The sequence below is a fragment of the Candidatus Anaeroferrophillus wilburensis genome (assembly GCA_016934315.1).
Lineage (GTDB): Bacteria > Desulfobacterota > Anaeroferrophillalia > Anaeroferrophillales > Anaeroferrophillaceae > Anaeroferrophillus > Anaeroferrophillus wilburensis.
Genome location: JAFGSY010000028.1, coordinates 19,535 through 32,118, shown reverse-complemented (window position 1 = coordinate 32,118; position 12,584 = coordinate 19,535). Strand labels below are relative to the sequence as shown.

The following is a 12,584-nucleotide window of genomic DNA, read 5'->3' as shown; positions in this document are numbered from 1 at the left end:
CAAAGGATTGTACGATGCCAAAGAAAGCATTTCGTTTGAAAACGCCGGAACCGGACATCGAGATCAATAAGCCCCGGGAGCAGTCGCGCTGGCAAAGCCCCTGGAATTTCAGCCTGCTTTATTTCCTGGTGGTCTTTCTCTTCTTCTATTTTTTTCAGTCTTCCCTCACTCCCCAGCGGCAGGAAATTCCCTACAGCCAGTTTCAGGAATATTTGCGGACCAACCAGGTTGCCGAGTGCGTCGTCAGTGAAAAACGGATTGTCGGCACCCTGAAAATCCAGGATGAGCGGGGCCGTCCCAAGGCGTTTGCCACCGTGCTGCTTGCCGATAGTGAATTGGTTGACCAGCTGCACCAGCATGGGGTCAAATACTCGGTCCGCTATAGTGACAACTGGCTGCGGGATTTTCTGGTGGGCTGGATACTGCCAATGATTTTTATTTTTGCCGTCTGGGGCTTTCTCTCCCGGCGGCTGGGATCCATGGGGGGGAATTTTCTCAACATTGGCAAACATAAGGCAAAAATCCATGCCAATGAGCATGCAGAGGTAAATTTTGACGATGTTGCCGGGGTTGAAGAGGCGGAGCTGGAGCTGCAGGAGGTTATCGAGTTTCTGCGCAACCCCCAGCATTTTCAGCGTCTCGGCGGCCATATGCCGAAAGGGGTTATGCTGGTGGGCCCGCCGGGAACCGGCAAAACCTTGCTGGCCAAAGCGGTAGCCGGTGAGGCGGGAGTACCCTTTTTCAGCATCAGTGGCTCAGAATTTATCGAAATGTTTGTCGGTGTCGGGGCGGCCAGGGTTCGTGATCTTTTTGACCAGGCCCGCCAGAAGGCTCCCTGCATTATTTTTATCGATGAATTGGATGCCATCGGCCGCCAGCGGGGTGGCCAGATGGCCATGGGCGGCCACGATGAACGGGAGCAGACCCTGAACCAGCTGCTGGTGGAAATTGACGGCTTCGACACCAGTAAGGGAGTCGTAGTGCTGGCGGCGACCAATCGGCCGGAAATTCTTGATAAAGCCCTGCTGCGGTCCGGGCGCTTTGACCGGCAAATTGTGGTTGACAAGCCTGATTTGCAGGGGCGTGAAGATATCCTGAGCATTCATACCCGCGGCCTTGCGTTGGCGGACAATGTCGATTTGCATCTGATTGCCCGGCGAACACCGGGGCTGGTGGGTGCTGATCTGGCCAATATTGCCAATGAAGCGGCTATTCTGGCTGCCCGGCGAAATCAGCCCGCGGTGACCACCAAGGATTTCGAGGATGCCATTGAGCGGATTTTGGCCGGTCCCGAGAAAAAACGCAATTCTCTCGGGAAAGAGGAAAAGCACCGGGTTGCCTATCATGAGGCCGGCCATGCTCTGGTGGCCATGTCGGTGTCCAGCGGCGAGCCGGTCCATAAAGTATCTATCATTCCCCGGGGAATTGGGGCTTTAGGGTATACTCTTCAGCTGCCGGTCAAGGAGAAATTTCTTGCCACCAGGAATGAGTTGCTTGACCAGATTGCTGTCCTCCTGGGCGGGCGGGTTGCTGAAGAGCTGGCTTTCAGTGATGTTTCCACCGGTGCCCAGAATGACTTGGAGCGGGCCAGCGAGATTGCCCATAAAATGGTCTGTGAGTATGGGATGAGCAGCGATTTGGGGCCGCGGACTTTCGGTAAAAAAAGTATCTCGCCATTCTTAGGGAGTCTTATCAGCGAGGAGCGCAATTATAGCGATGAAACCGCTGAGCGGATTGATGCCGAGGTCAGCAAGCTCATTGCTGATGCCCACCGGCTGGTCAGTGAACTCCTGACCAGCAAGCGTTCGGTGCTGGATCATTTGACCGCCGTTCTGGAGGAGAAGGAGGTTTTGACCGGCGATGATGTGGCAGCCATTATTGCCGATCAGAAGGCATCTGGATCAGAGAGCTGATTGTTTAAGATTGCCTGCCGGCACAGCCGGCATAACAACGGAGGTTATGAAAGATGAAAGCATATCGTCTTGTACTCGTTACCTTGATCAGTATATTGTTTGTGATTGGCTGCGCCTCTCAACCGACCAGGGAAGTGGGTTTCCTGCTGCCTGGCCAACTGGCCAACCGGGCGGTTGTCAATGGTGCTGAAATCGGGGTTGTGAGTTATGCCGACCGGAGCCGGGCCAAAGAAGCGTTTGGTTTCGATGTTATCGGGGCCGGCTTGCTGCCGGTTCAGGTGGTTATCGACAATCAGACTACGAAAGCTTTCTGGATTGATGCCGAACAGACCCTGCTGCTGAATCAGGAGGGTCGGGCCTTCAATGTTCTGCCGGGGGCAACGGCATATCAGCGGATTGAAAAAAAGGGCGGCTTGGCCCGGCTTGGCTGGCCGGCGGCCAAAGGTGCCAGCCTTGGCGCGGTGACCGGGGCCATCATTGGCGCGGCAATCGGGGTAGTGAGCGGCGAAAATGTCGGCACCGCCGTTGGCAAAGGCGCGGCGGTCGGCGGCGCGGCGGGTGCGGTTATCGGGGGTGGCAGTACCATGACCTCGGAAGCCCGGGATGATAGTCACTACCGGATTGTTGAAGATATTGACCGCCGATCCCTCGACAACCGGGATATCCAGCCCGGCAAAATATCCCATGGTTTTCTCTTTTTTCCGGCTGAAGCGGGAACTCCCGCATCCCTGGTGCTGAAAATTCTTGATAAGAGTAGCGGCATTCTTTACACCCGGAATTTTTCTCTGCCAGCAAACTGAAGATCCCATCGGATTCTGGCAGCTTCATGGGATGGCAGCTGTTCACTATGGGCTGGAAAAGGATCATACCTCTGCGGTAGCTGATGACTGTCACCAACTGGACATTTGTCCATTTTTTTGAGATCCTCGGGTATCTGCTGGCCATTATCCTCATCCCCAGGATTCTCCTTGAACGGCGACATCCCGGGGCAACGCTGGCCTGGATTCTGGCTATCGGCTTGATACCCTATCTGGGGGTGCCAGTCTACTTCCTTATCGGCGGTAAGCGGATAAAAAAAATTATCAGTGAAATCGAAAGGCTTGCTGTCCCCCCGCAGCATTTTTCCCTGCCCGCCGGCAGCTTGAGCCCACCACTTTCGCGAGTTGCCGGTTTACTGGAGCAGACCGGGGCATTTTCGCCGGTGGGCGGCAATCGTTGTCAGCTCGTCGATGATGGTGTCGAGGCGTATGAGTCGCTGGCCGTCCTGATCAGGAACGCGGAATCATCAATTGAAATCGCAACCTTTATCCTCGGACATGATGATGTCGGGCGAAAGCTGGTTGCCATGCTGGCGGCTAAAGCCAGGCAGGGGGTAAAGGTTCGCTTACTGCTTGATGCGCTTGGTTGTTTTTTCACCAAGGGGCGGTTCGTCCAACCGCTGAGGGATGCCGGCGGTCAGGTGGGGGTTTTTCTGCCGCTGCTGCAGATTCGGACCCGCTGGTCGGCCAATTTGCGCAATCATCGGAAAATGGTCATCGTTGACGGCAAACGGGCGATTACGGGAGGCATGAATCTGGCCAAGGCTTACCTCGGGCCGACCAGGGATCGCAAACGCTGGAAAGATGTGGCGTTTTTTATGGAAGGGCGCGGAGTTGACGATCTCAGACAGGTGTTTTGGCATGACTGGCTGTATGCCACCGGCGAATCGTATGACCTGAACCTGCCGGCGCACGGGCTTGGGGGAAGTCACATGGTTGGCAGCATTGTCCAGGTGGTTGCCGACGGGCCGGTTTTTCCGGCGCGCCGGCCGCTTTACTCCGGCATTCTGGCGGCGCTGCATCAGGCGGAAAAGAGTATCTGGGTTGTCAGCCCCTACTTTGTTCCTGACGAACCTCTCTCAGCGGCCCTGGAACTGGCGGCCCGTATGGGGCGCGAGGTCCGTCTGATTATTCCCGAACGGTCGAATCATCCGCTGGTGGATCTGGCCGGGAACTCTTTTCTCCCCGATCTGCTGGCTGCGGGAGTTCAACTCTATCGTTATCAAGCAGGCATGACCCATGCTAAAATGATTGTCATCGATGGTCAACTGGCGGTGGTGGGTACCGTCAATATGGACATCCGCAGCTTTCAGCTCAATTTCGAGCTGGCAATGTTTCTTTACTCCCAGGGCGATGTCTGCCAGGTGGTTGCCGCTGTGGAGCGGATCATGGCCGCATCCCGTCTGGTCAGCCTTGAAGAAATCCAGCAGCGGGGCAGGGTGCGGGAATTTGCCGAGGATATCTGCCGGGTGTTCTCACCGGTACTCTAGGTGAACATGGGCAGCAATCAATCTTGCCAGTGAAAGGGCATTACCGTTGTTCACCTTGGGTATCTCGCAGATTGCAGATTAAGGAGAAGAGAGTGAAGAGTGCGTTCAGAATGATACGGTGGATAGCCATCATGGTGCCCTTTTTCCTGACGTTGGCCGCCGGCGCCGAGCCTTTGGCTGATCAGCATGACCTGCTGGCAAAAATCAACGCGGCATTCCAGCAGCGCCGGGTCTGGGTCAGCGATTTTACGCAGGAGGCCCGTCTGCCCGATGTCGGGGAACCGGTGGTTTCTCGGGGGAAGGTTTATTTCCAGCTTCCCGACCAGATGCGCTGGGAATTTATGACGCCTGAACGGCAGCTGCTGATTTCAGATGGTCAAACTCTCTGGTTTTATGATGAGGCACTGCGTCAGGTCATGGTTGGCCAGGTTGCCCGGATGATGGAAGCCAGATTGATGGTTAATCTGTTGACCAACCTGGAGCGCCTGCAGCAGGACTACCGGGTGGTTGTCGGTGGGGCACCTGAGGAGAACGATCCCAGAATTCTGGTTGCCCTTGAGCCGCAAACGTCCGATGCTGAAGGCAAGCCGTTTACCCGTCTGCAACTCTATTTCGACCGGCTGACATTGCAGTTGGTGGAAAGTCGGATGATCGATCTTTTTGCCAATGAGATTATTATCACTTATGCATGGAATCTGGCGGCTGAACAGGATCTGCCAGCAACCTTTTTCCACTTTTCACCGCCACCGGGGACTGATGTCATTCCCTTGTCCCAATAACCCTAGTTCCGTGAGCGCTTCTGGTTGATGGTTGTGTTTGCTTTTATGTTGCTGTTGATGGTTCTGCTGGTGGTTTTCGGCAGTGCCTCTCCAGCCCGGGCTTGGGGGCCGGCAACCCACCTGGAGCTGGGCCGGGAACTGCTTGCTGACAAAGATAGGCTGCCGTTACCGGTTGCTACGTTGCTGGCCCGGTATCCCTATGATTTCCTCTATGGAAATATTGCTGCCGATATGGTGGTCGGCAAGAAGTTTGTTGATCCTTTGCGCCATTGTCATATCTGGCCGGTAGCCTTCCAACTGCTGGAGAAGGCGGTTATTCCGGCGCAGCAGGCTTTTGTCTACGGCTATCTTACCCACCTGGCTGCCGACCTTGTTGCCCACAACGTTTTTGTGCCGACGAAAATCGTTCAGCACTACTATCGCAGGCGAGTGCTGCACCTCTACTGGGAGATGCGTTTTGAGGTCTCGGTCCGCCACCAGTTATGGCAGTATGCCCACCTGATCAGCCGCCGCTGCCGGTGGGATCATGATCCCCTGCTGGCCGAGAATCTTACGCCGACCCTTTTCTCATTTCCGGTCAATCGGCGGATATTTAATACCATCCTGCTGTTGAATCGGACCAGGCGCTGGCAGAAAATGCTTGCCCGTCTTGATCATTCACCCCGCTGCCAGCTCTCTGCCGAGGACGTGGCCGATTACAAACAGCGGTGCCTTGCTAATATGAGGGAAATTCTGCAGAACTTTCAGGCTTCACCTTTATGTGCTGAAGATCCCCGGGGGGAACAGCAGTTGCTCAAAGCTAAAAAAACCGCCCGCCGGCTGCGGCGGCAAAAAACTTTGCTGACGCCGGGCCAGTTGGAGGAATATCTCCAGTCTTTTCTCTAGAATTCCCATTGGTCAGGATGTCTGTGGCTCAACCATGAACAATCATACAGCACGAAAGATGTTCTCCCTTGCCTGTCTCGGAGATTCCATAACCCATGGTTTCGGTGTCCGGCACGCCTGGTGCCAGATTGCCCGGCAACAGCTGCAGAAGCAGTTTCCTGCCCTTGATCTGCGCTTGATCAATGCCGGGGTGGATGGTGATACCTTGCTCGGCGGCCGAAAGCGGCTGCGGCGGGATGTTCTCCGCTATCGGCCACAGCTGGTTACGGTGGCTTTCGGCCTCAATGATCTCTACCTGGGAGCGCCGCCGGCCGAGTTTCGCCATAACCTGCTGGCGGTGGTCGAGGCGCTGCTGGCAATTGAAAGCCTGCCGGTACTGCTGACCACCATTCAGCCTGCAGCCCCGGCCATGTTTCTCGGCGGCGGCTCGCCGGAAACCTACAATGCTATTATCCGGCAAACAGCTGACCGCCAGGGGGTGTTGCTGCTCGATATCTGGCGTTCCTGGCCCGTTCTGGAGGATCCCATGGGCTATTTCCTGGTCGACGGCGTTCATCCCAACGAAACCGGCCATGCGTTTATGGGAATGCTGGCGGCTGATGTTCTTGCTCCGGTGATCCAAAAATTTACCGGTGGTGCGGCAGAATAATTCTCTCCTCAATCGATATCCACGGGTTGATAGTCTATTATCAGGGCTTTGTCTCAAACAGTTTGGCCGCTTGAGGCAGGCTTTCCCATCAAATGACAATCTGGTTGATGAGCGGTGGGCAATCAGGGTTGGCTGGCAAGTATGGATGGAAGAGAGCTGATGGCTTTGAGTCCGTTGCCAACAGCAGTTTGACTATTTGCGAGGTTGACGCCAAGGGAAGAGTTGAGTATAGTGCTTGCTTCAGTGGTTTGAAGCTGCATCGTTAATCGATAACATAAGAGGGGTGTTTGGTATGCCGTGGGAATACAATGGTAACGAAGATCAGGGTGGGGGTGGTTATGGGCCGCAGCCCCCTGATCTGGATGAAGTGCTCAGGAAAATAAAGGCTCGCTTCGGCGGCGTTAAGATTGCCGGCAAACTGCCGGGTGGGGCCGGGCTGGTGCTGTTGTTTATCATTATCGGCTGGCTGGCCACCGGCTTTTATATCATCGGTCCTGATGAGGTGGGGGTGGTGAAGCGGTTTGGCAAGGTGACCTATACCACCAAACCGGGGCCCCACTGGCATCTGCCGGTTCCCATCGAAGAGGTACTGAAACCGCGGGTGACCCAGGTGAAACGGCTGGAGATCGGTTTTCGGACCATCTCTCCCGGCCCCCCGGCCCGCTATCAGGAGATTACCAGTGAATCAATGATGCTCACCGGCGACGAAAATATTGTCAATGCCCAGTTTATTGTCCAGTATCGGATCAAGGATCCGGTTGCTTACCTTTTCAATATCGCCAACCAGACGGAAACGGTCCGTGACGCTACCGAAGCGGCCATGCGGGAGATTGTCGGCAAAACCCTGATTGATGAAGTACTGACCGTCGGTAAATTTCGTATCCAGCAGGAGGCCATGGTCCTGTTGCAGAGCATCCTCGACCGTTATCAAGCTGGAGTCGATATCGTTGCCGTGCAGCTCCAGGATGTCCATCCGCCGAAAGCGGTCATCGAGGCCTTCAAGGATGTTGCCAGCGCCAAGGAAAATAAGATCAAGGTCATCAATGAATCGGAAGGCTATCGCAATGATATCCTCCCCAAGGCAAAAGGCAAGGCATCCCAGATGATCAACGAAGCCCAGGCGGCAAGGGAAGAGATGATCAACTATGCCAAGGGTGATGCGGCTCGTTTTCTGTCAAACCTCAAGGGGTATCAGCAGGCGCCTTCGGTAACCCGTAAGCGGATGTATCTGGAAACCATGGAAGAGGTGCTGGCCGGGGTTGACAAGATTATTCTGGATGAGAAGATGGGCAAGGGCATGCTCCCTCTGCTGCCCATCGATCCTTTGCGCTTCAAAGGGCAATCAGCGGAATAGTCAGGGTGGTGATCGGGGGTTTTCCCGGAGATGTTTTTATGCAGAGCTGAGGTTGGAAAATGAATAATATCAAGGTAATCGTTGTTGTTGTGGTTGTTCTGGCGCTGGTCGGCATGTCAACCATGTTCAAGGTTGACCAGACCCAGCAGGCCCTCGTCCTGCAGTTGGGCAAACCGATGCGGGTGATTACCGAGCCCGGACTGAATTTCAAAATCCCCCTGCTGCAGCAGGTCATAACCTTTGACCACCGGCTGCTGGTCTATGATGCCTCGCCGGCGGAAATTGTCACCAGTGACAAAAAAAATCTGGTGATTGACAACTATTCCAAATGGCGGATTGTCGATCCGTTGAAATTTTACCAGACGGTGAAAAACGTGGTGGGGGCTCAATCACGGCTGGATGATATCATCTACTCGGAACTGCGGGTTGAGCTGGGGAAGGAAACCCTCAATGATATTGTTGCCAAGGTGCGGACTGAAATCATGGAGACGGTAACCATGAAAAGCAACAAGGCAGCGGTTGATTATGGTATTGAGGTGATCGATGTGCGGATTAAGCGGGCTGATCTGCCGACCGAAAATGAAAAGCATGTCTTTTCCCGCATGCAGGCGGAACGTCAGCGCCAAGCGAAGAAATATCGTTCTGAAGGGGAGGAGGAAGCCTTGAAGATCCGGTCCCGGGCTGACAAGGAGAGGACCATCCTGCTGGCGGAGGCGTACCGTACCGCCCAGGAAGCCCGCGGTGAAGGTGAGCTGCAGGCGATTGCCATCTATGCCGAGGCTTTTCAGCAGGATGAGGAGTTCTATCAGTTCTACCGGAGCCTTGAAGCGTATAAAAACGCTTTGACCGACAAAACGACCATGGTGTTGGACAGCGGCAGCGATTTTCTCCGCTATGTCAACCACTCAAAGTAGGATAACTGTTAGCCGGAGCTGCCGGTGTTGCCGGTGTTGATGGAAGGGTTCGTCCGGGTGCAGCGTTTCCGGATAATTCTCTTTCAGCAATGAAGCCGGCAGCTGGAGGCGGAATTACATGGCTGAAGAACTTCGTTGGTTAAAAACTCACTGTGCCCGCATGGACCATGGCGGCTGTTCCCTGCTGGTCGGCGTCAGAAACGGCCGCATTGAGCAGGTAAAGGGCGATCCCGAGGGCTATCTCAACCGGGGCTATATCTGCCCCAAAGGGCTGGCGTCCGCTGACCGTCTCAGCCATCCCCACCGTCTTACCCATCCTTTGAAAAGGGTTGGTGAGCGGGGCGCCGGCAAGTGGGAGCGGATTTCCTGGGAGGAGGCGCTCCAGTACACCGCCGAACAGTTCAACCGCATCAAAGAGCAATACGGTCCGAAAGGGGTTGCCTTTGGGGTCGGCATGCCGAAGGGGCTGGAGCATTTTGTCCTCATCCGGCTGGCCAACCTGTTCGGTTCTCCCAATGTCATTGCCTCCCAGGATGTCTGCCATGCCCCCCGTGAGATCACCGGCATTCATACCTGCGGCTTTTACCCGGTGGCCGATTTCCACCATCCCAGTAAGCTGGTGATGCTGTGGGGCAGCAACATTACCTCCACCAATGAGGAGGGGGAGATCTGCAAGCTGCTGCTGGACCAGCTGAAAGGGGATACGGAGCTGGTTGTCATCGACCCGCGCCGGATAGACCTTGCTGGCCAGGCAAAGCAATGGCTGCGGATCCGTCCCGGAACCGACCATGCCCTGGCCCTGGCCATGCTTCAGGTGATCATTGAAGAGTCGTTGTATGACCGGCAATTTGTTGATAACTGGACCCATGGTTTTGAGGATCTGGCCCAGCATGTGCAGCAGTATACCCCGGAAAAGATGGCTGAGATAACCTGGATTCCGGCCGCCGACATCCGGGCAACCGCCAGGTTGTATGCGACGACAAAACCGGCGGTTATTCAATGGGGAAATCCCCTCGAGCATACGGTCAACACCTTTGATGTGATGCGGGCGCTCATCTGTCTGATGGCGATCACCGGCAACCTTGATGTGGCGGGGGGCAATGTGGCCGCCCATGATCCGCCGATTATGAGTCTGGGAGAGTTTGTCCGTGCCGATCTCATTCCCGAAAAGCGAAAGGAGATGGTCAGTGCCTATCATCGGGTGATTCCCCGCCTGATGACCATTCCCCCGACCTTTTTCAAAAAAGCGATCCTTGATGAAGTTCCCTACCCCATCAAAGGGTTCTATGCCATGTGTTCCAACGGCATGCTTTCCTATGCCGACAGCCGGCAGACCTACGAAGCCCTGATGAAGCTTGATTTCATCGCCATTGCCGACCTTTTCATGACCCCGACGGCGTCCATGGCCGACGTGGTGTTGCCGGTTGCCAGCCACTATGAAATCAACGACATCGGCCACTACGGCATCGGTCATGGTTTTATCCTGGCCAGGCCGAAAATCATTGAGCCGCCGCCGGAGTGCTGGTCCGATATCAAGATCATGAACGAATTGGGCAAGCTGATCAGTCCGCCGGAATTATGGCATGCTGATCATGAAGAATTTCTCGAAGATGTTGTCAGACCGGCCGGACTTACCTATGGGCAGTTTGTCGAGCGAGGTTATCTGAAGGGCCCCGAGCGTTTCAAACGGTATGAACAAAAAGGGTTTCGCACCCCCACCGGCAAAGTGGAACTGCGGCTCAGCATCGCGGAAAAATTCAAACTGAAACCACTGCCTGAATTCAACGGTCTGCCGGAGGAGGTGGATGCCGACTATCCACTGCTGCTGACCAGCAGCAAAAGCCGTTATTTTCTCCATTCATCTTACCGGTGGATTGAAAAACTGCGGAAACTGCGGCCCCAACCAAAGGTGGAAATCCATCCCGAAACGGCGGCGCTCCATGGGGTCGGCGAGGGCGATCAGGTGGTCATTGAGACTCGGAAAGGCAGCATCGTCCAGTATGTCCACTTGGTTGATAGCATCGATCCCCGGGTCATTAATGCGGCCCATGGCTGGTGGTTTCCCGAAGGAGATGCCCAAAACCAGTTTGATTGGAAAAGGGCCAATCTCAATATGCTTACTTCAACCGAAAGAATCGGTAAGGAATACGGTACTCCGAACCTTAAGGGAATCAGCTGCCGCATACGCAGGCAGCTTTAGGGAGGGTCTGCCGGTTGCCAAAAGCCGACTGCGAGGTTTTTTGCAGTCAGCTGCGTGGATATTGGTACTCAACGCGACGGCGTCAACCGTCGCGTTTGTTTATATGTTGCCGCTACTGAGAGAATTATTGACTTGCCCGCCTCCGATTGGATCAGATGCCGGGCGAACATGGACATGAATGGGAGCCTGTGGTATCAGGCTAAGCTAAGAAAATTCACTATGGATAATGGTGTCGGATTGCAAGACCGAAATGTGCAGGAGTAGATCATGGTGATTGTATCAACTGAGTATGAAAAAGTGTCAGTCAAACAAGGGTACACGGACCGTTTGCTGGCCATAGATCTGACCACTGGAACTATTTCCATCAAGGAGTTTTCCCCTCAGACAAAAGAGATGTTTGTCGGCGGCCGCGGCTATTGTTTGAAACTGGTCTATGACGGTACGCATGCGGCAACCAGATATGATAGCCCTGAAAACGTGCTTGCCTTTGCCGGCGGTCCTTTTTAATGATAAGGATGTCCTGTTTGGCCTGCTGCACATGATGGCTGCTGGAACCCATGGCTTCACCAGGGAAGTGGGACGGGGAATTCGCCATATGAAGGGCTGGATAGCTGAACGGGCGGCGGCCCGCAATGGCGGCAATCGACGGGTTGTCCTTGATGATCTTGACCTTTTTGCCATGGAGACCAAAGGACTGGAGTTTTCCATGTATATCACCAAGGAATCGCTCGCTCAGCAGGGTGGCTATGGTTTTGCCTTGAAAGGTCCCCAACATGATGAGGCCTGGCTGATTGCCCTTGATCAGGTCAAAAACGAGATGCCGACCTTTGAACAGAAAGCCGCTGCCCTGAGGTGGTTTCCCCTGTTTCGCACCTGGTTTAACATTGTCGGCCTTTGCAAGCTTCCATGGATTGACGTCCGCCATCCGGATGCGGCGGCAACCGATGACCCGGCCAAAAATCTCCCCACGGTTGACTGCTATCTTGAACTCGTTAATGCGACCCTGGGAACCAAAAAAACGCTTGATGATCTGTTGACCGAGTCCGAGCGCTGCTATCTGTTGCATAAACTCATTAACCTGCGCCAGGGAGTCGGTACCCGGGAGCATGACCGCATTCCTCTCAGGGCCATGGCACCGGTTTTCCTGGACGAGTTTGTCGATCGCCGGGATTATTATAAAGCCTGCCTTCGTAATGCCGGTGTTGAGGTTGAATCGAGAACTGACGCGGAGTTACTGCACCTGCTGCAAACGCATCGCCGGGAGCAGTATGAGATCCTGACGGATGTGGTCTACCGGGAGAAAGGGTTTGACGAGCACAGCATCCCCCTTGATGAAACCCTCACCAGGCTGGGTTTTGATCAGCAGGACTATGTTTCCATTGTTCAAGAGGCCCGTCAACGGGTAGCCGTCGACTGTTGAGGTTATCCGTTGTGCTGAGATGGCCGGATGAGTGCATGGGGGGGCTCCACGGATTTTGCGTCGCTGAGAGTGTACGATCTCTTGGAAATTTTTCTTTTTCTTCGTGGCTGAAATGTGTATAGTGATCGCTCTTGTGCCGGGGCTGTCGCTAACCTAACCGTA

At 54.7% G+C, this 12,584-nt stretch carries 11 protein-coding genes; all 11 read left to right on the top strand.

Going from position 1 to position 12,584, the window contains the following annotated elements:
- Positions 1–14 precede the first annotated feature (14 nt).
- The 11 genes from ftsH (at position 15) to JXO50_06885 (ending at position 12,422) form a co-directional block, all read left to right on the top strand.
- A complete protein-coding gene (ftsH, locus tag JXO50_06935; protein MBN2332823.1) occupies positions 15–1,913 on the top strand; it encodes an ATP-dependent zinc metalloprotease FtsH in 1,899 nt (632 codons plus the stop codon).
- A 53-nt stretch (positions 1,914–1,966) separates the two neighbouring features.
- On the top strand, positions 1,967–2,713 hold the full coding sequence (locus tag JXO50_06930) for a hypothetical protein (GenBank protein MBN2332822.1): 747 nt from the start codon (positions 1,967–1,969) through the stop codon (positions 2,711–2,713).
- Between the two features lie 83 nt (positions 2,714–2,796).
- The gene (gene cls, locus JXO50_06925; GenBank protein MBN2332821.1) at positions 2,797–4,221 is read left to right on the top strand and encodes a cardiolipin synthase; all 1,425 of its coding nucleotides are present in this window, start codon (positions 2,797–2,799) and stop codon (positions 4,219–4,221) included.
- A gap of 92 nt (positions 4,222–4,313) precedes the next feature.
- Positions 4,314–5,000, top strand: a complete 687-nt coding sequence (locus tag JXO50_06920) for an outer membrane lipoprotein carrier protein LolA (GenBank protein MBN2332820.1) — start codon at positions 4,314–4,316, stop codon at positions 4,998–5,000.
- Positions 5,001–5,033: 33 nt separating this feature from the next.
- Positions 5,034–5,885, top strand: a complete 852-nt coding sequence (locus tag JXO50_06915) for a zinc dependent phospholipase C family protein (GenBank protein ID MBN2332819.1) — start codon at positions 5,034–5,036, stop codon at positions 5,883–5,885.
- 34 nt (positions 5,886–5,919) lie between these two features.
- Entirely contained in the window at positions 5,920–6,534 is a 615-nt protein-coding gene (locus JXO50_06910) for an SGNH/GDSL hydrolase family protein (GenBank protein ID MBN2332818.1), read from the top strand.
- A gap of 292 nt (positions 6,535–6,826) precedes the next feature.
- Positions 6,827–7,888, top strand: a complete 1,062-nt coding sequence (gene hflK / locus JXO50_06905) for an FtsH protease activity modulator HflK (protein MBN2332817.1) — start codon at positions 6,827–6,829, stop codon at positions 7,886–7,888.
- Positions 7,889–7,947: 59 nt separating this feature from the next.
- On the top strand, positions 7,948–8,802 hold the full coding sequence (hflC, locus tag JXO50_06900) for a protease modulator HflC (protein ID MBN2332816.1): 855 nt from the start codon (positions 7,948–7,950) through the stop codon (positions 8,800–8,802).
- A gap of 118 nt (positions 8,803–8,920) precedes the next feature.
- The gene (locus JXO50_06895) at positions 8,921–11,002 is read left to right on the top strand and encodes a molybdopterin-dependent oxidoreductase (GenBank protein MBN2332815.1); all 2,082 of its coding nucleotides are present in this window, start codon (positions 8,921–8,923) and stop codon (positions 11,000–11,002) included.
- Between the two features lie 267 nt (positions 11,003–11,269).
- On the top strand, positions 11,270–11,509 hold the full coding sequence (locus JXO50_06890; GenBank protein ID MBN2332814.1) for a hypothetical protein: 240 nt from the start codon (positions 11,270–11,272) through the stop codon (positions 11,507–11,509).
- Complete coding sequence (locus tag JXO50_06885; GenBank protein MBN2332813.1) at positions 11,490–12,422, top strand: hypothetical protein; 933 nt, start codon at positions 11,490–11,492, stop codon at positions 12,420–12,422. The genes JXO50_06890 and JXO50_06885 overlap by 20 nt, the downstream gene beginning before the upstream one ends.
- Positions 12,423–12,584: the final 162 nt, after the last annotated feature.